At 73.7% G+C, this 23,106-nt stretch carries 17 protein-coding genes and 1 riboswitch; of the genes, 11 read left to right on the top strand and 6 right to left on the bottom strand.

Translation table 11 applies throughout. The features are described from left to right. The coding region (locus tag ACH436_RS15090) for an invasin domain 3-containing protein (RefSeq protein WP_430561005.1) at positions 1–5,979 on the bottom strand (5,979 nt) is incomplete at its 3' end. A 491-nt stretch (positions 5,980–6,470) separates the two neighbouring features. Here ACH436_RS15090 and ACH436_RS15085 point away from each other — a divergent pair. The 11 genes from ACH436_RS15085 (at position 6,471) to ACH436_RS15035 (ending at position 18,983) form a co-directional block, all read left to right on the top strand. Beyond that, complete coding sequence (locus ACH436_RS15085) at positions 6,471–8,738, top strand: carbon starvation CstA family protein (protein ID WP_430561004.1); 2,268 nt, start codon at positions 6,471–6,473, stop codon at positions 8,736–8,738. Further along, positions 8,722–8,958: a YbdD/YjiX family protein gene (locus tag ACH436_RS15080; protein ID WP_430561003.1), complete on the top strand. Its 237-nt coding sequence runs from the start codon at positions 8,722–8,724 to the stop codon at positions 8,956–8,958. Before ACH436_RS15085 ends, ACH436_RS15080 begins: the two co-directional genes overlap by 17 nt. 106 nt (positions 8,959–9,064) lie before the next feature. After that, positions 9,065–9,370 carry a hypothetical protein gene (locus ACH436_RS15075; protein ID WP_430561002.1) on the top strand — a complete coding sequence of 102 codons (306 nt, stop codon included), beginning with the start codon at positions 9,065–9,067 and terminating at the stop codon, positions 9,368–9,370. Between the two features lie 56 nt (positions 9,371–9,426). After that, positions 9,427–11,103 carry a polymorphic toxin-type HINT domain-containing protein gene (locus ACH436_RS15070; protein WP_430561001.1) on the top strand — a complete coding sequence of 559 codons (1,677 nt, stop codon included), beginning with the start codon at positions 9,427–9,429 and terminating at the stop codon, positions 11,101–11,103. Then, a complete protein-coding gene (locus ACH436_RS15065; RefSeq protein ID WP_430561000.1) occupies positions 11,100–11,588 on the top strand; it encodes a hypothetical protein in 489 nt (162 codons plus the stop codon). Before ACH436_RS15070 ends, ACH436_RS15065 begins: the two co-directional genes overlap by 4 nt. A 164-nt stretch (positions 11,589–11,752) precedes the next feature. After that, entirely contained in the window at positions 11,753–12,871 is a 1,119-nt protein-coding gene (locus ACH436_RS15060; RefSeq protein WP_430560999.1) for an SseB family protein, read from the top strand. Positions 12,872–12,949: 78 nt separating this feature from the next. After that, the gene (locus ACH436_RS15055) at positions 12,950–13,861 is read left to right on the top strand and encodes an NADP-dependent oxidoreductase (protein WP_430560998.1); all 912 of its coding nucleotides are present in this window, start codon (positions 12,950–12,952) and stop codon (positions 13,859–13,861) included. Between the two features lie 93 nt (positions 13,862–13,954). Beyond that, a riboswitch (SAM riboswitch) is annotated at positions 13,955–14,061 on the top strand. A 5-nt stretch (positions 14,062–14,066) separates the two neighbouring features. After that, complete coding sequence (locus ACH436_RS15050) at positions 14,067–15,089, top strand: methylenetetrahydrofolate reductase (protein WP_430560997.1); 1,023 nt, start codon at positions 14,067–14,069, stop codon at positions 15,087–15,089. Positions 15,090–15,117: 28 nt separating this feature from the next. Continuing rightward, positions 15,118–17,514: a 5-methyltetrahydropteroyltriglutamate--homocysteine S-methyltransferase gene (metE, locus tag ACH436_RS15045; RefSeq protein ID WP_430560996.1), complete on the top strand. Its 2,397-nt coding sequence runs from the start codon at positions 15,118–15,120 to the stop codon at positions 17,512–17,514. Between the two features lie 365 nt (positions 17,515–17,879). Continuing rightward, positions 17,880–18,395, top strand: coding sequence for an FBP domain-containing protein (locus tag ACH436_RS15040; protein WP_430560995.1), 516 nt, complete (start codon positions 17,880–17,882; stop codon positions 18,393–18,395). Between the two features lie 162 nt (positions 18,396–18,557). Then, on the top strand, positions 18,558–18,983 hold the full coding sequence (locus tag ACH436_RS15035) for an Hsp20/alpha crystallin family protein (RefSeq protein WP_430560994.1): 426 nt from the start codon (positions 18,558–18,560) through the stop codon (positions 18,981–18,983). A 7-nt stretch (positions 18,984–18,990) separates the two neighbouring features. On the opposite strand, the gene ACH436_RS15030 is transcribed toward ACH436_RS15035, so the two are convergent. Genes ACH436_RS15030 through ACH436_RS15010 form a run of 5 tightly spaced genes read right to left on the bottom strand, consistent with a single transcriptional unit; the run spans position 18,991 to position 23,102 of the window. After that, a complete protein-coding gene (locus tag ACH436_RS15030) occupies positions 18,991–19,572 on the bottom strand; it encodes a signal peptidase I (protein ID WP_430560993.1) in 582 nt (193 codons plus the stop codon). Further along, on the bottom strand, positions 19,569–20,249 hold the full coding sequence (locus ACH436_RS15025) for a hypothetical protein (RefSeq protein WP_430560992.1): 681 nt from the start codon (positions 20,247–20,249) through the stop codon (positions 19,569–19,571). Before ACH436_RS15025 ends, ACH436_RS15030 begins: the two co-directional genes overlap by 4 nt. Then, positions 20,246–21,727: a hypothetical protein gene (locus ACH436_RS15020; RefSeq protein ID WP_430560991.1), complete on the bottom strand. Its 1,482-nt coding sequence runs from the start codon at positions 21,725–21,727 to the stop codon at positions 20,246–20,248. Before ACH436_RS15020 ends, ACH436_RS15025 begins: the two co-directional genes overlap by 4 nt. Continuing rightward, positions 21,724–22,476: a hypothetical protein gene (locus tag ACH436_RS15015; protein WP_430560990.1), complete on the bottom strand. Its 753-nt coding sequence runs from the start codon at positions 22,474–22,476 to the stop codon at positions 21,724–21,726. Before ACH436_RS15015 ends, ACH436_RS15020 begins: the two co-directional genes overlap by 4 nt. After that, complete coding sequence (locus tag ACH436_RS15010) at positions 22,473–23,102, bottom strand: hypothetical protein (RefSeq protein ID WP_430560989.1); 630 nt, start codon at positions 23,100–23,102, stop codon at positions 22,473–22,475. Before ACH436_RS15010 ends, ACH436_RS15015 begins: the two co-directional genes overlap by 4 nt. Positions 23,103–23,106 lie beyond the last annotated feature (4 nt).

Genomic DNA, 23,106 nt, shown 5'->3' with positions numbered 1-23,106 from the left:
GACGAACGCGACCTCGGCCTTCGCCGTGGCGTCCTCGCCGTCCACCGTGAACGACACGGTCGCGGTGCCCACGGCCTGCGGCGCGGTGAGCGTCGCCGTGTACGTGCCGTCCTCGTTGTCGGCGACCGCGCCGAGGGACCCGGCGGTGGTGGCCAGCTCGACCACGTCGCCGGCGCCGGTCACGAGGTTGCCGTGCGCGTCGCGCAGCGTCACCGTGACCGTCGAGGTGCTCAGGCCGTCGGCCGTGATCGTCTCGGGGGCGGCGGCGATCGTCGAGGTCGAGGCGTCCGCCTCGCCCGCGACGAACGCGACCTCGGCCTTCGCCGTGGCGTCCTCGCCGTCCACCGTGAACGACACGGTCGCGGTGCCCACGGCCTGCGGCGCGGTGAGCGTCGCGGTGTACGTGCCGTCCTCGTTGTCGGTGACCGGGCTCAGGGCGCCGGTCGTCGTCGCCAGGGCCACCCGACCCCCGGAGGAGGTCAGCGGGTTCCCGTGGGCGTCGACCAGGCGCACCGTGATCGCGGAGGTCGAGGTGCCGTCCGCCGTGACCGACGTCGGCGACGCCGCGATCGTCGAGCTGCCGGCGTCCGCGGACCCGGCCACGAAGGCCACGTGCGCGGTGGCTGACGCGCCCGCGCCGTCGACGGCGAAGCCCACGGTGGCCGTGCCCGCCGCCGTGGCGGAGGTCAGGGTGGCGGTGTACGTGCCGTCGCCCTCGTCCGTGACCTCGGACAGGCGGCCCGCGTCGGTGGACACGGTGACGACGTCGCCCGCGTCGGTGACGAGGTTGCCGTTCCCGTCGCGCAGGGTCACGGTCACGGTGGACTCGCTCGAGCCGTCCGCCGTGATCGACGCCGGGTCGGCCTCGATCGTGGACGTGGTGGTCGACGGCACCCCCGCGACGAACGCGACGGTGGCCGTGGCCGTGCCGTCCTCGCCGTCCAGGGCGAAGGTGAGCGTCGCCGCGGGCGGGGTGGTGGACGACGGCGCCGTGAGGGTCGCGGTGTACGTGCCGTCCTCGTGGTCGGTGACGGCGCCGAGCCCGCCGGCCGTCGTCGCCATCGTCACGTCGCCGCCGGACGCGCCCACGGCGTTGCCCTGGGCGTCGAGCAGCGTCACGGTGACGGTCGACGTGCTCGTGCCGTCCGCGGTGAGCTGCGTGGGGTCGGCCGCGATGGTCGAGCGCGCCGCGTCGGCCGCGCCCGCCACGAACGCCACCGAGGCGCTCTTGTCCGCCTCCGCGCCGTCCACGGCGAAGGTCAGGGTCGCGGTGCCCGCCGTCGTGGACGACGTGAGCTCGGCCGTGTACGTGCCGTCCTGGTTGTCGGTGACCTCGTCGAGGCTGCCGGCGTCGGTCGCCATCGTCACGGTGCCGCCCGAGGCCGTCAGCGGGTTGCCGTAGGCGTCCTGGAGGGTGACGGTGACGATGGACGTGCTCGCGCCGTCCGCGGTGATCGTGGTCGGGTCGGCCTCGATCGTCGACGTCGCGGTGCTCGCGACGCCCGCCGTGAAGGTCACCTCGGCCGTGGCGTCGGCGTCCTCGTCGTCCAGGGCGAACGACACCGTGGCGGTGCCGGCCGTCTTCGACGACGTGAGGGTCGCGGTGTACGTGCCGTCCAGGTGGTCGGTGACTGCGCCGAGCTCGCCGGCCGTCGTCGCCATCGTCACGTCGCCGCCCGACGCGCCCACGGGGTTGCCCTGGGCGTCGAGCAGGGTGACGGTGACCGTCGACGTGGCGTCGCCGTCGGCGGTGATGCTGGCCGGGTCGGCCTCGATCGTCGAGGTCGAGGCGCTCGCCTCGCCCGCGACGAACGCGACCTCGGCGGAGTCCTCGCCCGCGACGCCGTCCAGCGCGAACGTCACCGTGGCGGTCTCCACCTCCGTCGACGACGCCAGGGTCGCCGTGTACGTGCCGTCGCTCTCGTCCGTGACAACCGACAGCTCGCCCGCGTCGGCCGTCATCGTGACCTCGCCGCCCGAGGCCGTCAGGGGGTTGCCCTGCGCGTCGTGGAGCGTGACGGTGACGGTGGACTCGCTGGTGCCGTCCGCCGTGATCGTGGCCGGGTCGGCCTCGATCGTCGACGTGGCCGCGTCGGCCGCGCCGGCCACGAACTCGACGTCGGCGGTCGCGTCCGCGTCCACGCCCGCCACGGTGAACGACACCGTGGCGTCGCCCGCGACCTCGGAGGAGAGGAAGGCGGTGGAGGTGCCGTCGCCGTTGTCGATGACCGACCCGAGCGACCCGAGCGTGCTCGCCATGGTCACGGCGGTGCCGCCGGTCGTCACCCGGTTCCCGTGCGCGTCGACCAGGGTGACCGTGAGGGTCGAGGTGGCCGTGCCGTCGGCCGTGACCGTCGGGGGCTCGGCCGTGATCGTCGCGGACGCCGGGTCGGCGGCGCCGGCCACGAACGCGACCGTCGCCCTGCCGGCGCCCTGCACCCCGTTCACGGTGAAGCCGACGGTCGCGGTGCCCACCGTCGTCGCCGACGTCAGGGTCGCGCTGTAGGTCCCGTCCTCGTTGTCGACGACGTCGGACAGCGCTCCCGCGTCGGTGGAGAGGGCGACGTCGGCACCCCCGTCGACCAGGACGGTGCTCTGCGCGTCCCGCACGGTCACCGTGACCGTGGAGCGGCTCTCGCCGTCGGCCGTGATCGTCGTCGGGCTCGCCGCGATGCTGGACGCCGCGGCGTCCGGGCTGCCGGCGAGGAACGTCACCGTCGCGGTGGCGGTCAGCGCCGCGCCGTCGACGGTCGCGGTGAGCGTCGCCGTCCCGGGGGACGTGGGCGCCGTGAGGATCGCCGTGTACGTGCCGTCGCCGTTGTCGACGACGTCGCCGACGCTGCCGCGGTCGGTCGCGACCACGACGTCGGCGCCGCCCGCGCCGACGACGTTGCCGAGCGCGTCGAGCAGCGTCACCCGGACCTCGGACTGGCTCACGCCGTCCGCGGTGAGGGAGCTCGGCGCCGCCGTGATCGTGCTCTCGTCCAGGTCGGTCTCACCCGGCACGAACGCCACCGTCGCGGTGGCGGTCGCCCGGTCCTCACCGACCAGGAACTCGAGGGTCGCGACCTGGGCGGTGTCCGACGCGGTGAGCGTGGCGGTGTAGGTGCCGTCGCCGTTGTCGGTGACCTCGCCCAGCGTGCCCGCGGACGTCTCGACCGCCACGTCGTGGCCGCCCGTGGTGACGGCGTTGCCGTACCCGTCGAGCAGCGTCACGGTCACGGTCGACGTGCCGGTCCCGACGACGACCTCGGCCGGGTCGGCCTCGATCTGGGACGTGGACGGCGAGGGGTCGCCCGCCACGAAGCTGATGACGACGGACCTCTCCCCCGCCACGCCGTCGAGCGCGTAGGTGACCGTCGCGGTGCCGGTCGTCGTCGGGGCGGTCAGGGTCGCCGTGTACGTCCCGTCGCCGTGGTCCTCCACCGCGCCCAGGGTGCCCTCGGTCGCGCCGAGCGTCACCGTGCCGCCGCTCGCCGTGAGCGGGTTGCCCTGCGCGTCGAGCAGCCGCACCGTGATGGTCGTCGTCGAGCTGCCGTCCGCCGGGACGGAGAGCGCGGACGCGCCGATGGTGGACGTCGTCAGGTCGGCCGGGCCGGCCACGAACGCGGCCTGGGCGGGGCTGCCGCCGATCTCGGCGGTGCCGTCGAGGAACGCCTGCACGTCGTACGTGCCCGCGACCGTCGACGTGACGTCGACGGCGCAGCTGCCGTCCGCCCCCGTGGTGCACGAGGTGGCGGACAGGTCGGCGTCGCCCGACGCGCGGAACGTCACCAGGACGCCCGAGACCGGGGTCCCCGCCGCGTTGCGCACCACCGCGGACGCCGTGTGGGTCGAGTCGCCGTCGGCCGTGCGCGTCCCGGAGGTCAGCGTGAGGCCGGACGTGGACGCCACGGGGGTGTCGTCGTCCAGCACGGTGACGGCCACGTCGTCCAGCAGCAGCCCGTCGAAGTTCGCGTCCGACGACGCCACGGCGTGGCTCACGGACGTGGAACGGGTGCCGTCCACCACGGTGTTGTCCACCGCGGAGACCGTGACGGTGCCGGACGAGGCGATGGTGTCGATCGTCAGCGGCGACGGCGAGACGGACGCCCACGCCGGGTCGGCGACGGTCGGCGTGATCGTCAGCGGGGAGGTGGCCGCGAGCGACGACGCGACGGTGTACGTGGCGGTGGTGCCGTCTTCGTTCACCTCCACCTCGGCCGGGGAGACGCTCAGCGGCGAGACGTACTCGACCTCGTTGTCCGTGGACGTGGACGCCTGGGACGGGTTGCCCACGTCGTCGGCGATGGCGCCCTCGGGCAGCGAGAGCTGCACGGTGCCGGAGCCGTCGGCGCGCGCCACGACCTCGAAGGAGCTGCCCGACGTGCGGGTCACCTTCGTGACCGTGACGCCGGGGGCGGTGGAGCCCTCGGTGCTGAAGGCCGAGGCCTCGAGCTCCGCGGAGACCGTCTCCGAGAGCGTCACCGTGAAGCGGATGTCACGCACGGACGTCGGGTCGGCCTGGCTGGAGGCCTGTTCCACGGTGATCGCGGGGCCGCAGCTGTCGGGCGACGTCTGCGCGACGGTGCGCGAGTACTGCGACGTGGCGCCGCTGGCGGCCGTCGTCTGGACGCGGATGTTCCCCTCGCCCAGCGTGTACGGCACGGTGACGGTGCCCGCCTCCGTGAGGCCGGTCTGGCGGCCGAGGTAGATCTCCGCCTTGGTGGTGGGGGTGTAGAAGACGTCGATCGTCACCGGGGTGGACGGCGTGACGCCGGTGGTGGGCGGCGTGACGTCCACGTCGAGCGTGCACGTGCCGGGGTCGGTGGTCACGGCCGTCGGGTACCAGGTGGTGATGTTCTGGTTGGCCGTGGCGGTCGCGTTGTAGACGAGCGCGGCGCCGCCGGTCTCGGCGGCTGCGTTGGCGTCGCCGTACGACTTCGGGCCGAAGGTGTTCTGCTCGACCGGGAGGATGCCGGAGCCTGCCTCCAGGCGCACGGACGTGGACGTGAAGGCGTCGAAGTAGTTGTCGCGCACCGTCCAGCCGGAGTCGGCCGTCGCGGCCAGGCCCAGGCCCGTGAACTGGACGGCGTAGGAGGCGCTGCCGCCCGTGTTGTCGAACGTGTTGTCCGCGATGACGTTGCCGGAGCCCGCCCTGTTCACCGTGATGGGTGCGGCGCCGCCGCTGCTGTTCCGCAGGAACGAGTTGCCCGTGATCCGCGCGTCGGTGAGCACGGCGCCCCGCAGGTCGAGCGCGTAGCGGCCCGACCGGAAGCCCTCGAACGTCGAGCCGGTGACGGTGAGGCGGTTGAGGGTCGCGTTCCCGTACATGGCGAACCCGTCGTAGTACTCGGTGTCCGGGTCGTACATACGGATGCGGTCGAGCGTGAGGTCGTCGATGGTCGCGTTGGCGGCGACGCCGATCGCCCCGACGGCGCCCGCGTAGGTGGAGCCCATCTCGACGTTGCGGATGGTGATCTGGTTCGCGCCGTCCGCGAGCCAGAAGCAGCGCTCGAGGTTGATGCTGCTCGGGTCGGTGCAGGTGCCGTTCTCGACCGTGGACCCGTCGCTCTCCGGCCCGAAGACCACCGCGGTCTCGTTCGACTTGATGCTGGAGAAGTTGCGCAGCGTGACGCCCGGTCCGTTGATGTAGAGCGCCGTCGCGCCGTACGCGTCGTTGAGCGAGGCGATGCCGAGGCGGTTCTGGAAGTCGATGGTCACCGGCCGCGTCGCCATGAAGTAGGCGCCGGTGTCCCCCTCGGGCGTGAGGTTGCCGGAGTACATGAAGTTGGCGGTGCCGCTGCCCGTGCCCACGATCGTCCCGGAGCTCTGCACGCCCGCGGTGGAGGCGTCGACGTCCTCGGCCGGCGCGATGACGATCTCGTCCTCGAGCGGCAGGGCGTTGGCCTCCTGCAGCGCGGCGCGCAGCGTGCACAGGCCGTCCGCGGTGGCGCAGACGCCGTCGCCGGGGTTCGCGTCGTCGCCCTGGTGACTCAACGAGTTGATGAGGAACGTATGGGTCGCCGCAGACGCTCGCTGGGGGGCCTGCACCACGACGAGCACGGCCGCGACAAGCACGGCCGCGAGGGCTGCGGCGAGCGCCCTGCGTCCTTGGCGGGCTGATTCCGGGCGCGTTCCAGCAGCGTGCGCGTCCATGAGGGACCTCTCTCGCCTGCGTTCCCGGGGGTCGCCCGGGGCAGGATCTCGGGGGGGATCGGGCTTATAGCAGTCTATTGGCAGTTCGTATAGACCCATCTCATATTTTGATTGCCTTCGGCACCTTGCGCCTTTTTTCACAAGCGTGAGACAGATGCCCGCGGCGACGTCGCAGGTCAGGGATCTGACACTTCTAGCAACTTCGTCAGAAGTGTGACGGACGCCTCATCCCCGGGCTCCGGCATCCCCCCGCGCGGGAGCGGTCCGGGTGTCCGTCGCCCGGGGCCTATCCTGTGTCGGGTCCCGACGACGCGACGCCTTGGAGGCTCACCTTGTCAGCAGATGCCGGAGCCACGGCGACGGACGAGATCGTCCCCGACCCCTCGCTCCCCCCGACGGCCGTGCCGGCCGAGGACCTCAAGCCCCGCTGGACACCCGCGAAGATCGCGCTCTGGGCCGCGATCGCGCTGCTCGGCGGCGTGGCGTGGGTCATGATCGCGCTGGTGCGCGGCGAGACCATCAATGCGATCTGGTTCGTCTTCGCGTCGGTCTGCACCTACCTCATCGGGTACCGCTTCTACTCGAAGGTCATCGAGCGGTACATCACCCGCCCGGACGACCGCCGTGCCACGCCCGCCGAGACGCGCGAGGACGGCAAGGACTTCGTCCCCACGGACCGCCGCGTGCTGTTCGGCCACCACTTCGCCGCCATCGCGGGCGCCGGTCCGCTGGTCGGCCCCGTGCTCGCCGCGCAGATGGGGTACCTGCCGGGCACCATCTGGATCATCGTGGGCGTGGTGCTCGCGGGCGCCGTGCAGGACTACACGGTGCTGTTCTTCTCCATGCGCCGCGGTGGCCGCACCATCGGGCAGATGGCGCGCGAGGAGCTGGGCCGCATCGGCGGGGTGGCCGCGATCATCGCGTCCCTGCTGATCATGATCATCATCGTGGCGATCCTCGCCCTGGTGGTCGTCAACGCCCTCGGCGAGAGCCCGTGGGGCGTGTTCAGCGTGTCGATGACGATCCCCATCGCCCTGTTCATGGGCATCTACCTGCGGTACCTGCGCCCGGGCAAGATCACCGAGGTCTCGCTCATCGGGTTCGTGCTGCTGCTCGCCGCGATCATCGGCGGCGGCATGGTGGCCGAGACCACGTGGGGCGCCGAGTTCTTCCACCTCGACCGCACCACCATCGCCGTCGGCATCATCGTCTACGGGTTCGTGGCTGCCGTCCTGCCCGTGTGGCTGCTGCTCGCCCCCCGCGACTACCTGTCCACCTTCATGAAGGTGGGCGTCATCGTGGTGCTCGCCGGCGCCGTCGTCATCGTGCGGCCCGAGATCAACGTGCCCGCCATCAGCGAGTTCGCGAGCGGCGAGACCGGCCCGGTGGTGTCCGGCAACCTGTGGCCGTTCCTGTTCGTGACGATCGCGTGCGGCGCCCTGTCCGGGTTCCATGCGCTCATCTCCTCGGGCACGACGCCGAAGCTCGTGGAGAAGGAGCGCCAAACGCGCTTCATCGGCTACGGCGGCATGCTCATGGAGTCGTTCGTCGCGATCATGGCGCTGGTCGCCGCGATCTCGATCGACCGCGGCGTCTACTTCGCGATGAACTCCTCGGCGGCCGCCACGGGCGGCACCATCGAGGGCGCGGTCGCGTTCGTGAACTCGCTCGGCCTCGCGGGCGTCAACCTCACGCCCGACATGCTCAGCACCCTGGCGACCCAGGTGGGCGAGCCGTCGATCGTCTCCCGCACGGGCGGCGCCCCGACGCTCGCGCTCGGGCTGGCGCACATCATGCACCAGCTGGTGGGCGGCACGGCGATGATGGGCTTCTGGTACCACTTCGCGATCATGTTCGAGGCGCTGTTCATCCTCACCGCCGTCGACGCCGGCACCCGCGTGGCCCGCTTCATGCTGCAGGACACGATCGGCAACGTGGCACCGCGGTTCAAGGACGTGAGCTGGCGGCCGGGGGTGTGGATCTGCACCGCGATCATGGTCGCCGGGTGGGGCACGATCCTCTACCTGGGCGTCACCGACCCGCTCGGGGGCATCAACACGTTCTTCCCGCTGTTCGGCATCGCGAACCAGCTGCTCGCCGCGATCGCCCTCGCCGTCGTGCTCGCCATCGTCGCGAAGCGCGGCCGCCGGTACTGGGCCTGGCTGTGGATCGTGGCCGTGCCGCTGGCGTTCACGGCGATCATCACCATCTGGGCGTCGTTCGAGAAGATCTTCTCGGACGTGCCGCAGGTGGGGTACTGGGCGCAGCACCGGGCGTTCAAGGACGCCCTCGCGGCCGGGGAGACGTCGTTCGGCACGGCGCCCGACGTCGCGGCGATGGAGGCCGTGGTCCGCAACACCTTCGTGCAGGGCACCCTGTCGATCGTGTTCGTGGTGCTGGCGATCATCGTGATCGTCGCATCGGTGGTCGTGACCCTCAAGGCGTTCCGCACCGGGGGCGGCGAGAACCACGAGGACCCGCCCGTCGCCTCGCGGCGCTTCGCCCCGGCCGGCCTGATCGCCTCGGCGGAGGAGAAGCGGATCGAGAAGCAGTGGGCCGACGCCGGCCTGCGGGAGACCAGCGGTGCCGGGCACCACTGACGCCCGCACCGGCATGGTGCACGACGCCGCCCGGGCGCTCGCCCGGGCGGCGTCGAGCCTGCGCTGGTACGTGCGGCAGGTGATGGGCGACGACGCGTACGCGACGTACGTGGCGCACGAACGGTCCGCGCACCCGGACCGCGAGCCGATGGGCGAGCGCGAGTTCTGGCGGGAGCACTACGCGGAGCAGGACCGCAACCCCGGCTCGCGCTGCTGTTGACCCGCTGACCAGGCACGACGGGGAGTTCTCCCCGTGGTGCATCAGACGTGAACCTGGTTACTCTCTTGCGGGCGAAGGGGGGTGAGGGCCGGTGGCGGATCTCCGGGTGGACCTTGATGCGGTGACGGAGCTGGGGTCGAGCCTGACCACGGTGGCGGACGAGTTCGAGAACGCGACGACGCGCTCGGACCGCATCGCGGACGCCGTGGGGCACGACGGCCTGGCCGGCGCCGTGCGCGACTTCGCGAGCTCGTGGGACGACACCCGGGAGAAGATGACCCAGAACCTCCGGCTGCTGGCGGACGCGTCGGTGCAGGTGGCGCAGGCGTTCACGGACATCGACTCCGACCTCGCCGACGGCATCAGCGGCGACGGCGCCCCCGCCCCGGCACGGCCCGGCGGACCGGTGTGAGGCCGGCGGACTGGTCGCCGGTGGGGTTGGACGCGGACCCGACGCCGGGGGATCCGGTGCTGGTGCTCTCGGGTGGGCAGGACTATCTGGAGGTCGCGGGATCGATCGACGACGCGGCGGGCGCGATGTCGCGTCTGGACGTGGCGGGCACGATCTCCCAGGCGGTCGACGCGCTGATGGAGACCAAGGAGGACACGGTCTCGGAGATCCGGCGCGCGCACTCGCGGTACCAGGCCACGGGGGAGGCGCTGGTCGACTACGCGAGCGTCCTGGAGCGGGTGCAGTCCGAGACGTTGCACGCGTTGGAGCGGGCGCGGGCGGCGCGGGACGCGGCGGACTCGGCGGCCGGGTCGCGGGACCGGTTCCAGGATCTGGCGGACTCGGCCACGGATGCTGAGGAGAAGCGGGAGTATCAGCAGCAGGCGGAGGCCGCGGGTGGGAGCGCGGACGACGCGAACGGGCGGGCCGCGGCGGCGCGCTCGGACATCGAGTCGGCGGTGAGCGACCGGGACCGGGCCGCGAACGATGCGGTCGCCCGGATCGAGGACATCACCGGCGGTGATGATCTGAACGACTCGTGGTGGGACGACTGGGGTTCGAAGGTCGTGGCCGCGATCGCCGACATCGCGGACATGGTCTCGATGATCGCGGGGTTGTTGGCGGTGGTGGTCGCGTTCATCCCGGTGGTCGGGACGGCGTTGGCGGGGGTGTTGATCGTGGTCGCCGCGGTCGCGGCGATCGTGTCCGCGCTGGCGAACATCACGCTCGCCGCGACCGGGGAACGCTCCTGGGCGGAGGCGGGCATCGCGATCGCGGGCGCCGCCCTGTCGGTGATCGGTCTGGGCGGCGCGGCCAAGGCCGCCACCGGGCTGTCGAAGGCGGCGTTCAAGCAGGGCGTGAAGTCCGGGGCGAAGAAGGCGTGGTGCAAGGTCGGGTTCGGCACCTGCTTCACCGCGGGCACCCTGGTGCGCACGGTCGACGGTGACCGGCCGATCGAGGAGATCAGGGCCGGGGACAAGATCTGGGCGCACGACCTGCAGACGGGTGCCGATGAGCCGCAGCTCGTGGCCGAGACGTTCGTCCGCACCACCACGACGCTGTTCCACCTGACCATCGGCGGGCACACCGTGACGACCACGGACGAGCACCCGTTCATGGTGGCCAACATGGGCTGGATCCTGGCCCGTGACCTGCAGCCCGGCGACATCCTCGTGACCCCCGACACGGGCGAAGGCACGGGGACCGTGACGCTGGACCGGATCGACGTCGAGCACCGTGACGAGCACGCCCCCGACGGACCCGTCGCTGTGTACAACGTCCACGTCGAGACCCACCACGACTACTACGTCCTCGCCGGCGACGTCCCCGTCCTGGTCCACAACGCCGGCGGCCACGGGATGTCCCGCATCGCGGCGACGCAGGGCCCGCGCGACGCCGGTTCCGCGCTGCCGAAGTCGTTCACCGTGACCCGGACCGACGGGGCGGAGGTGTGGGTGAACCCCAACGCCTCCAAGCACATCTGGGAGGAGACGCGGCACCTGGCGCCTCAGGCGCGGCGGCTCGGTGAGCAGGTGCGCCTGGACGACCTCGTCGATGCGATCGACGGCGCGGTAGTCGGGAACTTCGAGGAGATGCAGCTCGTCGGCGGCTGGGAGCTGATCTTCTCGGCGGCCCGCGAGGAAGGGCTCGCTGACGTCCTGAAGCACGCACGACACCTCGGAGGCACGTCATGATCGAGCTCGCCGGACCCGACGCCCCCGGCGAGGTGGCCGTGGAGTTCGACGAGTACGTCCCTGTCACCGCGACGTGGCCCGCCTACGAACGGCTCTCGAGCCCTCCCACCTACGTGCGCGCCGTCGAGCAGCACCGTCTCCTCGAGCTGAAGTTCGACCCGGTGGAGCACGACCTCGCCGAGCTCGTCCTCGTGAACGCCCCCGGTGCCCGGTCCGTCGAGCAGTCGTTCGCCGCCCAGGTCGCAGACGCACCCGTCACCGCACGCTGGTCGGGAGGCCCTGAGGGGTACGAGTACCCCCGGCTGGACATCGCGTACTACCAGGACTGCGTCCTCATGACGTTCTCCACGGAGACGTTCAGAGACTGGCGCGGGCGCGGGCCGGTCTTCTTCGGCATCCTCGACTCAGGGCTCGTCGGCGCGGTCGGGATCCGTTGGGGCGGTGCCGCGAATCGACGTCTGGCGACCCATGAACCGGGAAGCTAGCGACGGGAGTCATCGGTGAAGGGCGCGCTTCATCGTGTCCACCGACGCGAGATCACCACGCCATGCACGCGCGAGGCCCGATGACCGCCTCGGCGGGACGGCCGCCGTGCTCGGTGTCGACGGCGCAGAGAGTTCCGCCGACCAACCAGGAGACCTGATCGACCATGACGGACGCACCCCCCGACTCGAGGTCGCCCCTCGCTGCGGCTCTCGCCGCGGCCGACCGCGACGCCGTCGGCCGCGCCCTGCGCTCCGACCCGGTCGTCGTCCCCGTCCTCCCCCGCGAGGACGACACCCCGCAGGTGCGGGTGTTCGCCGCGCCCGAGGGGGCCACGCTCCCCTACGCCCTGTGTCTCTTCTCCACGCCCGGTGCCCTCGAGCGGTTCCTCGCGGACGACCCCGCACGGGCCTACAGCCTTCGCCGGCGTGACTCCCTGGTCCCGTTCCTCCGCCGGCACGGCGCGGTCCTCGACCGGGTCGTCGTCGACCCCGGCAGCACCCACGAGATGACCCTGGGGGTGGCCGAGCTCAGCGACACGCTGGGCCCCGGCGACGCCGCCGACAGCACCGGCCTGGCCGACAGCACCGGCGCGGGCATCAGCATCGAGGGCCTCCATGCCATGGCCAGCGTCGACGAGCCCGGCGGGTCGCGCGGCATCGGCATCGAGCTCAACCTGCCCGACCACTGGGCCCTGATCGACCTGGAGGACGAGGCGCAGCGCGACCTGCAGATCCGCGCGATCGTCAAGCAGCAGGGCGCGGCGCTCGGCGACCGCGGGGCCGGGCTGCGGCGCGACCTGCGGGAGCAGCTCACCGCGGTCGCCGCGAAGGCCTCGGCCGCGGGCGGGCAGGTGATGGCCTACCTGGTGCTGCCCGGCAAGGACGCCGCCCTCGCGCTCAGCCTCACGCTGTACTGGCACGACCTCGGCCCGGAGGCCGGCGAGGTCACGCACCTGCAGCGCATCCACGACCGCCTCCATCCTCGGCTCGGGCCCGACGACGAGCTCACCGTCACCGACACCCTGTCGGGGCCGTTCCTGCGCCACGTCCGCGTCGGCCGGGGTGCGGGCGAGCTCGGCGGGCAGGACGTTCCCCTGCTCCTGGTCGACTACTGGGCGCCGGCCCCCGGCGCGCGGTCCGTCGCCCGTCTCGCGTTCTCGACCCCGCACGTCGAGATCCGCGACGCGATCCTCGGCCTCACCGACAAGGTCCTGTTCGCCACCGAGTGGCTCATGAGCGCCCCTGGCGACGTCCTGGACGCGGCCGAACCCGCCACCCCGTGATCCCGTCGTGCCGCGACACCGCCGCGCCGCCGCTGGTCCGCGCGGGCAGGGCGGCGGCGCCTGCGCCAGGATGACCGCGTGCGCGCGATCGTGTTCGAGACCCACGGCGACCCCGAGGTGCTGCACCTCGCCGACGTGCCCGCTCCCGAGGCGGGCCCCGGACAGGTGCGCGTGCGCGTCGAGGCGGCCGCCGTCAACGGCTGGGACGTGAAGTCGCGTGCCGGGGCGCCCGGCGCCCCGGCGTCGACGTCGGCCGTCGTGCCCGGGCTGGAGGTGGCGGGGGTCGTCGACCAGGTCGGCCCGCCCGCCGGGGACGGCGCGGCCCGGGTCGCACCCGGCGACCGCGTCGTGGGCTTCACGGTCGGCGGCGGGTACGCGGAGCTCGCGCTCACCAAGGTCTTCGCGCGCGTCCCGGACGGCCTGGCCCCGACCGACGCCGTCACGCTCCCCGTCGCGGCGGAGACGGCGACCCGCGTGCTGCGCCTCCTGGAGGTGCGCGCCGGCGAGACGCTCCTGGTGCACGGGGCGTCGGGGTCGGTGGGCGCGCTGGCCACCCAGCTCGCCGTGCGCCGCGGCGCCCGGGTGATCGGGACCGCGTCCGCACGGAACCAGGACCGCGTCGCGGCCCTCGGTGCCACGCCGACCACGTACGGCGCCGGCCTGGTCGAGCGCGTCCGCGCCCTCGCGCCCGGCGGCGTGGACGCCGTCCTCGACACCACCGGCGCGGGCGTGCTGCCCGACTCGATCGCCCTGCGCGGCGGCACGGACCGGATCGTCACCATCGCCGACGACGCCGCGGCGGAGCTCGGCGTCGAGGCCAGCTGGCGGTCCGAGCGGGACGCCGGGGACCTCGCCGAGGTCGTGGCCGCCCTGGCCCGCGGCGACCTGACCACCACCGTCGGCGCGGTGCTGCCGCTGGCCGACGCCGCCCGGGCGCACGCGCTCGTCGAGTCCGGGCACGCGGGCGGCAAGGTCGTGCTGGTGCCCTGAGCAGGGCGTTCAGGCCCGGCCGCCCTCCGCGATCGTCTCAGCAGGCGGTCTCATCCTCGCCCGCATCGCGGATGCTGCGTACGATCGCGTGACAAGCCATCCAGAGCGGCCGAGAGTCCTGGCTCGACGACGCCGCAGCAACCCGTTCTCCGACGGAAGCCTCCCGAGGACGAAGGTGCTCACGCCAGGATCGATGGAGTGACGCATGGTCGCAGAGGCATCCCTTTCGCCCACCCCGGTGCTGCCGGCACGCCCGACGGTCTCGTTCGAGCTCATGCCGCCGCGCCGGCCTGACGCCGCCCCCAAGTTCTGGGAGACGGCCCGCCGGCTCGTGGCCGCGCGCCCGGACTTCGTGTCCGTGACGTACGGGGCGGGCGGCGGCGACCGCGCCACCGCGCGCCAGGTCGTGGCCACCCTGCTCGGGGGCACCCCCGTGCTGCCGGTGGCCCACCTGACCTGCGTGGGCGCGCACCGCGAGGACGTGTCCGCCGTCATCGACGACTTCCTCGACGCCGGCACCCGCGCGTTCCTCGCCCTGCGCGGGGACCCGCCGAAGGACCAGCCGGACTGGCAGCCGCCGGCCGACGGCGTCTCGTCCTCGATCGAGCTCGTGCACCTGCTGCGCGAGGTCGAGGCGCGACGCTGCGCGACCGACCCCGGCGCCGCGCTGCGCGGCGCCGCGCGGCCGATGACGATCGCCGTCGCGACGTTCGTCGACGGCAACGTCCAGGCGGGCACCACGCGGGCCCAGGAGGTCCGCCGCCTCAAGGAGAAGCAGGACGCGGGGGCGAGCTTCGCCATCACGCAGCTGTTCTACGAGGCCGCCTCCTACACCGACTTCGTCGCCGAGGCCCGTGCGGCCGGGGTGACGATCCCGATCCTCGCCGGGCAGCTGCCCACGACCGAGCCCCGCCGGCTCCGTCGCGTCGAGGAGCTCACCGGCGTCCGCGCGCCCCGGCACCTGCTGGACGCGCTCGACGCCCTGCCGGACCCGGAGGCCCAGCACGCCTACGGGACGGCGCGGGCCGTGGAGCTCGCCCAGCGCGTGCTCGACGCCGGCGCCCCCGGCATCCACGTGTACACGTTCAACAAGTACCGTCCCGCTCTGGACCTGCTCGAGGGTGTCCACCTCGGCGGACCGGCGCCGGCCGACCACACGTCGGACGGCGCGGACCTGGCCAGAAGGCCGTGGGTACCGAGCATCCCGACCCAGGCTCCCGCCGTCTGACGCGCGGAGCCCGACCTCTGGAGTGCTCATGTCCACCGCACCGACAAGCCCCACCCCCGCCGCGGCGTTCCCCGGCGGCACGATCCTCGGCTACCCCCGCATCGGGCGCCGCCGCGAGCTCAAGCGCGCCGTCGAGTCCTTCTGGGCCGGCCGCTCCGACGCCGTCGACCTGGAGGTCGCGGCCGGCGCCCTGCGCCGCGAGACGGCGCGCCGCCTCGTCGAGCTCGGCCTGAACCCCGACGACGGCTCCGTGCCGGGCTCGTTCTCCTACTACGACCAGGTGCTCGACGTCGTCGCGCTGCTGGGCGCCGTGCCCGAGCGGTTCCGCGACCTGCTCGACGACGAGGACGGCTCGCTCGAGCTCGACGGGTACTTCACCGTGGCCCGCGGCCGCGGCGAGGACGCCCCGCTCGAGATGACCAAGTGGTTCGACACCAACTACCACTACCTCGTCCCGGAGATCAGCGAGACGACGCCGGTCTCGTTCGCCGACCACCGCGTCGTGCGCGAGTACGCCGAGGCCAAGGAGGCCGGCGTCACCACGCGTCCCGTGCTCGTGGGCCCGGTGACGTTCCTGGCGCTGTCGAAGGCCGCCGACGAGGCGGGCGAGGGCTTCCACCCGCTCGACCGGCTCGACGACGTGGTCGCCGCGTACGCCGACCTGCTGCGCGCGCTGGCCGCCGTCGGCGTGCCGTGGGTGCAGCTCGACGAGCCCGCGCTGGTCACCGACTCGCTCGACGTGCCGGCCGAGCGGCTGCACGCGGCGATCGCCTCCGCGTACCGCGCCCTGGCGACCGACCTCACGACCGGCACCGACGACACCGACCCCGAGCGGCCCGCGATCCTCGTGACGGCGCCGTTCGGCGGCCTGCACGAGGACGCCCTCGCGCTCCTCGCCGCCACCGACGTCGACGCGATCGCGATCGACCTGGTCAAGGGCGCGGCACCCGCCGGGCCGCTGCCCGGGCTCGAGGGCAAGACCCTCGTCGCGGGCCTGATCGACGGCCACAACGTCTGGCGTGCCGACCTGACCGCGAAGCTCGACGCCGTGGAGCCGCTGCGCGCGCTCGGCGCCGGGGCCCTCGCCGTCGGCACGTCGACGTCGCTGCTGCACGTGCCGCACGACGTCGAGGACGAGGTCTTCGGTGACGGTGCGGGCACCACGCTCGACCCGCGCCTGCGCGACTGGCTCGCGTTCGCCGACCAGAAGGTGGGCGAGGTCGCCACCCTGGCCCGTGCGCTCGCCGAGGGCCGGGACGCCGTCGCGGACGCGCTCGCCGCGTCGTCCGCGGCCGTGGCCTCGCGCGCGACGGCGGCCGGCGTCGTCGTGCCCGCGGTGCGCGACCGGGCCGCGGCGCTCACCGACGCCGACTTCGCCCGCGGCTCGTACGCGGAGCGGGCGGCCGCCCAGGCCGCGCGCCTGAACCTGCCCCCGCTGCCCACGACGACGATCGGCTCGTTCCCGCAGACCCCCGAGATCCGCAAGGCCCGCGCCGCGTGGACGAAGGGCGAGCTCGCCGACGCCGACTACTCCGCCGCGATGCGGGAGGAGATCGGGCGCGTCGTGCGGCTGCAGGAGGAGCTCGGCCTCGACGTGCTGGTGCACGGCGAACCGGAGCGCAACGACATGGTGCAGTACTTCGCGGAGCACCTCGACGGCTTCGCGGTCACGGCGAACGGCTGGGTGCAGTCGTACGGGTCGCGCTGCGTGCGCCCGCCGATCCTGTGGGGGGACGTGCAGCGCCCGGCCCCCATCACGGTCGAGTGGTCCGCGTACACGGCGTCGCTCACGCAGAAGCCGGTCAAGGGCATGCTCACGGGCCCCGTGACGATCCTCGCCTGGTCGTTCGTGCGCGACGATCAGCCGCTCGGCGACACCGCCAACCAGGTGGGCCTCGCCCTGCGCGACGAGATCGCGGACCTGGAGGCCGCGGGCATCGGCATCGTGCAGGTGGACGAGCCCGCGCTGCGCGAGCTGCTCCCCCTGCGGCGCGCGGACCAGGACGAGTACCTGCGCTGGTCGGTCGGGTCCTTCCGGCTCGCGACGTCCGGGGTGGAGGCCGCCACGCAGGTGCACACCCACCTGTGCTACTCCGAGTTCGGCGAGGTCATCGGGGCCATCGACGGCCTGGACGCCGACGTCACGTCGGTGGAGGCGGCCCGCTCGCGCATGGAGATCGTGCCCGAGCTCGCCGACGCCGGGTACTCCCGCGGCATCGGGCCGGGCGTGTACGACATCCACTCGCCCCGCGTGCCGTCGTCCGACGAGGTCACCGAGCTGCTGCGGCTCGCGGTGAAGTCGATCGACCCCGCCCTCGTCTGGGTCAACCCGGACTGCGGGCTCAAGACGCGCGGGTACGCGGAGGTCGAGCCGGCCCTGGCGCACCTGGTCGCCGCCGCCCGCGAGGTGCGCGCGACCCTCTGATCTCGTCCACCGAGCTGCCGAACAGGCGGTTGACACCGTTATGGCGTGCGGATTGCCGCCATAACGGTGTCAACCGCCTGTTCGGCGCTCGGCTGGGACCGCGCGTGACGGAATAGACGTCGACCCGGGCGACGGTCCCGTGCCACCATGGAAGGGCCGGTCGCGCCGTCGAGCGCGAGCGGACCACGACTTTTCACACGAGCGAGGAGAGCGCGATGCCGGGCGTCGCAGGGAGCGGGGTGGGCCACCAGGCCTGCTCGGGCAGTCCCGCCTGCCCCGGCACCGTCACGCGCTGACCCGATCGGCACGGTGACGGTGCGGGGCCTTGCCCTGCCCACCCCCGCTCACCTGAAAGCCGATACCCCATGACCCCGCTCACCGAGCAGCAGCTTCGCGCGTCCCTCGTCAACGCCACCCGCAGCGAGCGACAGCGCATGATCGTCCCCGACCTCGCCGAGGTCGACTGGGACCGCCTCGACTACCTGGGCTGGCGCGACCGCAAGCAGCCCCTGTCCGCGTACGTCGTCACGACCCTCGACGACGAGCCGGACGCCGAGCCCGTCGGCGTCATCCTGCGCGCGAGCGAGCGCACCGGCCCGCGCCGCGCCGCCATGTGCGCCTGGTGCGAGGACGTGGTCGAGACCCGCGACGTGCAGCTCTACGTCGCGAAGCGCGGCGGCGCCGCGGGCCGCAAGGGCGACACCATCGGCACGCTGATCTGCAGCGACTTCCGCTGCTCCCGCAACGCGCGTCGTCGCCCCACCCTCGCCGAGGCGGGGCGCGACGACGACGGCGTCCGCGAGGCGATCGTCGAGCGCCGCGTCGACGCCCTGCGCGAGCACGTGCGCCGCTTCGTCGACGAGGTGCGCCGCACCGCCTGACGCCCGCCCTCCGGCGTTCGCCCACGGCGATCACCCAGATCTGGCACTCGCACCTCCAGAGTGCTAAATCTTCTGGTGTAGCCACGGCGGAGCCGGAGGGCCCGGCCCGCCGTTCGCGACCGAGGCCGCGGGCGCGGCCTCGCGACGAGGAGGTGATGCGCGATGGCTACCTACTGGGACCCGTTCCAGGAGATGGACCGGATGTTCGGCTCGCTCGCACTGAACGGCCGCAGCGCCCCCGGGATGCCGATGGACCTGTTCCGCGAGGGCGACCACTACGTGCTGGCCGTGGACCTGCCCGGTATCGACCCGGGCAGCATCGACGTGTCGTGCGAGGACCGGACGCTGACGATCCGCGCGGAGCGGACGCCGCGCTCGGCCGAGGGACAGTGGCTGCTTCGGGAGCGCACCACCGGCACCGTCGCCCGGCAGCTCACGCTCGGCCGCGGTCTGGCGCTGGACCAGATCTCGGCGTCCTACGCCGACGGCGTGCTGACGCTGACGATCCCCGTCGCCGAGGACGCCAAGCCGCGGCGCATCGAGGTGAGCCACACCTCTACCCCCACCGCGATCGAGGCAGGTTCCTGACCGCTGCTCAGGACGCTCCCGACCCCGCCGGGGTGCGCTCCGCCACGGCGGGGTCGGGCGCGTCCGCGTCCGCCGGCGCCGCGCGGCGGCCCGTGCCGCTCGGCAGCATCACGACGACGGTCAGCCCGACGAGGATGCCCGCCACGAGGAGGACGTGGGTCTGCAACCAGCCCGCGAGCGCCCCCAGGTAGGGCACGTCGAACGCCACCTTGCCGACGGTCGCCACGTGGTACGGCCGCGGGTCCTCGTACTCGTTGGCGTCGCCCCGCAGCGTCAGCGCGGCGCCGGTGCCCGCGGGGTCGACGACCTCGTCGGGGAGCTCGTCGATCGCGGTGATCCGGTGGGTGACGAGCCCGCGGCCGTCCGTGCGCGGCAGCGTGACGACATCGCCGACCTGCAGCTCGTCGGCGGGGGTGGTCCGCGCGAAGGTCATCGCGCCCACCGGGATGCCCGGCGCCATGGACCCCGAGACGACGATGGCGGGCCGCAGCCCCGTGGCCAGGCAGGCCAGCACGACGACGATGCAGAGGCCGCCCACCACGGCGGCGACGTTCAACAGGGTGGACTGCAGGAACCGCAGCGCTCTCACGAGGCACCTCCGGGGCTCATGGCGTCGACGTGCACGGTGAGCGCGACCTGGCCCCCGTTGAGGTCCTCGGTGCCGTCGGCGTCCACGTAGTGCACGAGCACGCGGACGTCGGTGCGCGAGCCGTCGGCCCCGGCGGTCCAGGGGTCGCCGTCGGCCAGGGGGGCGTCGTCGCGCGCCGCGAGGGCCGGCAGCGCGACGGGGCCGGCCGCGACCTCGTCGAGGGTCAGCCCGCCCTCCGGCGCGTCCTCCCCCTCCCCGGCGAGCACCGCGCCGTCGGCGGAGAGCACGGTGAGGCGCAGGTGCTCACGGATGTCAGGGACGTCGGCCACCGCGGCGCCCGCGACGGCGAGCGTGAGCTCCGCCGGGACGTCGTCGTTGGTCGCGACGCCGAAGGCGGCCTCCACGGTGCGGCCCGGGACCAGGCTCTGGCCGCCGGAGACCGGGAGGGCGACGCCGTCGCCGGGCTCCGCCTGGTGCACGACGTCGTCCTCGTCGACGAGCACGACGTCGAGCGTGCCCGCGGCGGTGTCGAGCGCGCCGTGCTCGACGTCCGAGAAGGCCGCCCACGTGGTGCGCACCCCGAGCACCGCTGCCGTGACGGCCGCCAGCGCGGCGACGGCCGCGAGCGCCGCCCGCAGCAGGCGGCGGTCGGGCCGGGCGGTGCGGTCGGTGGTCATGATCCCTCCTGCGTGGCCCCGGGGAAGTCGAGCTTCGTGATGGGGGCGGCGGGGGTGGTGCCCAGCGTGGTCGTCGCGAAGCCGGTGCGGATCGGCTGGTACCAGTTCTCGTTGCCGCCCTGGTCGGTGCCGCCCCACCAGGACGTGGTGCCGTCGGCGTGGCGGACGCCGCCGGAGTAGCCGAAGCCGACGACGGCCTCGACGTCGCTGCCGAGCGTCGCGAGCGCCGTCGGGGCCAGCACGTTGGTCGCCGTCATCGCCCCGGTCGCCGGATCGGGACCGCGGGAGAAGCTGTAGCGGCCGTAGACGTACACCTGGCCGTCGGTGCCGAGCACCATGACGTAGTCCTCGGACGTGCCGACCTGCACGGCTCCGACGCCGGGAGCGAGCTCGACGAGCGTCGGGGTGTTGTCCTCGAGGTTGGTGCCGTCGGGCCGGCCGGTGCCCTCCTCGGAGTAGTTGCCCCAGGTGTAGAGCGAGCCGTCGGCGAGCACCATCTGGTTGCCGTAGTAGTGGCCGGTGAGCGACCGGACCGAGCAGGTGTCGTCGGCCGAGCCGGCCACCACGCCTACGGTGTCGCAGCCGGCCACGTAGGCGGAGAGCACCTCGGAGCGCGTGGGCGCGTTCGCGTTGGAGGTCTGGTTGGCCCCCGACGGGTCGCCCGCGTACCCGGTGGCGGAGTTCGCCCAGCCCCACCAGTAGACCCCGGCCGCGTCGTCGCCCGTGGCGGTGCGCACGGCCCAGCCGTTCCACATGCCGGCGCCGACCGAGTGCACGCCGGACAGGATCTTCGTGGGCACGGCGGCGGACGTCGACGTCCCGCCCTGGCCGGTCGCTCCGCGCGCCTGGGCGTGGCCCCAGGTGTAGAGGTCGCCGTCGGAGGTCAGCGCCATGAACACCGTGGCCGACGAGGTGAGGTCCACGACCGTGCCGGGGATGTCGACCTGGCCGGGCTGCGTGAACGGCGTGGTCGCGTTGGTGCGCCCCATGACGTTGTTGGCCTGGGTACCGCCCCACGTGTACACGCGCCCGTCGTCCGACAGCGCCGCGATGCCGGTGTAGCCGGCGTCCGTGGCGAAGTAGTTGTCCAGGCTCGTCCCCGCGAGCTTCACCGCGCGGCGTGCGCCGTCCGCGTGGCCGTCGCTGGGCAGCGTCGTCACCGAGATCGCCGCGCCCTGCGCGACGGTCGCGACCCCGGTGCCGGACAGCCCGTTGCCGCGGAAGCCCCAGACGGCGACCGTGCCGTCGTCGAGGATCGCGGTGGCCGTGCCGGCCAGGCGGGTCTGCTGCGGCGTCAGGCCCACCGTGGTGGTGATGACGCCGGCCGTCTCCGCCGCGGCGCGGTCGGTGTACGCCGCGGTGGTGGTCGGCGCCGTCGCCGCGCCGACGAGCCCGGCGGCGACGAGGCCGACCGCCAGGGTGCCGGCCAGCGCCCGGACCAGGCGGGCGCGGCGGGGGCGGGCTGCGGTGCGGGTCATCGGTCCACCTCCGTACGGCCCGTGCCGGCGCCGGTCGCACCGTCGGCGCCGTCTTCACCGCCCGCGTCGTCGGCGGCGCGCCGGCGGGCCGCGAGCAGCGTCAGGCCGCAGGCGACGAGCAGCGCGGCGAGGGCGGCGGCCCATGCGAGGTCGGCACCCGTCCGCGGCAGCCGGCCCAGGAGGGAGGCGACGCCGTCGCCCTGGTCGGCGGCGGCGTCGTCCGCCACGGTGGTCACGCGGAGGACGAGCGCGCTGCCCACACCCTGCAGCTCGTCCCCGGCCTCGGCGGGCAGGCTGATCTCGGCGCGGAGCGTGGTGCTCTCCCCCGCGGCCAGGCGGCCCAGGCCGGTCTCGGCGCCCACGAGCTCGCCCAGCGGGCCGTCGGCGACCGCCCGGCCCGACGGGCCGACGAGGGTCACGTGCAGCGGCGTGTCGCCGCCGACCAGCAGGTCGTCGTCGGCGGTGAGCTCGTCGGGCCCGTCGAGCACCTGGAGGTGCAGGGTCGCGGGGACGGCCTCCGTGTTGACCACCCGCACGCTGAAGCTCGCGCTGTGGCCGGGGTACGGCACCGCGACGCTCACGTCCTCGATCGGCGAACGCTGCCCCGCCGTCACCGCCGTCACCGCCGTCACCGCCGCCAGGGCCGGTGCGGGGGCGAGGATCCCGACGACGCCGACCAGGCCGGCGAGCAGGCCGGCGAGCAGGCCGGCGGTGCGCCCGCGGCGTGCCGGGTGCGGTCGCGGCGTCATGACGTCATCCCTTCGAGCACGAGGCCCACCTGGAAGGCGCGGCCGAAGTAGTACGGGTTCCCGGTCGCGGCGGGCAGCGCCATCGCCACGGTGATCGACCGCGGCATGTCTCGCTCCCACGAGGCGATCGTGAGGCCGGCGTCCGCGATCTCGGCCGCCGTCAGGCGCTGGGCGACGACCTCGCCGTCGACGGCGACCGTGAACAGCGCGACGTCGAACGGCTCCGCGCCGTCGCCGGCGATGCCGGGGTCGGCCGCCCGCGCGGACGGGTCGGGGTCCACGAGCGTCAGCACGACGGGCCCGGTGGCGGCGGTGGTCGTCACGGCGTGCACGGTGAACGACGGCTCCTCGCCCTGGCCGATGACCGGGACGACCCCGAGGTCCGCGGTGTCGACGACCCAGGCGTCCGGGTCGCCCTGCTGGAGCTCGCCGTCGCCGTCGAGGAACGCGATGTCGTAGGACCCGCCCAGGGTGCCGTCGGCGCCCAGGGTCGCCTCCGCCTGGTCGGTGAACCCGGCGGAGGTGACGCCCACGCCCAGCACGAGCAGGGCCGCGGAGGCGAGGGCGGCGAGGACGACGGCGCGGGCGGACGGGCGACGCCCGCCGCGGGCAGTGCGGAGATCCACAGGG

The sequence above is a fragment of the Isoptericola sp. NPDC019693 genome, from assembly GCF_044389085.1.
GTDB lineage: Bacteria > Actinomycetota > Actinomycetes > Actinomycetales > Cellulomonadaceae > Isoptericola.
Note: the sequence above shows the minus strand (reverse complement) of the source record. Positions and strands in the feature narration are given on the sequence as shown.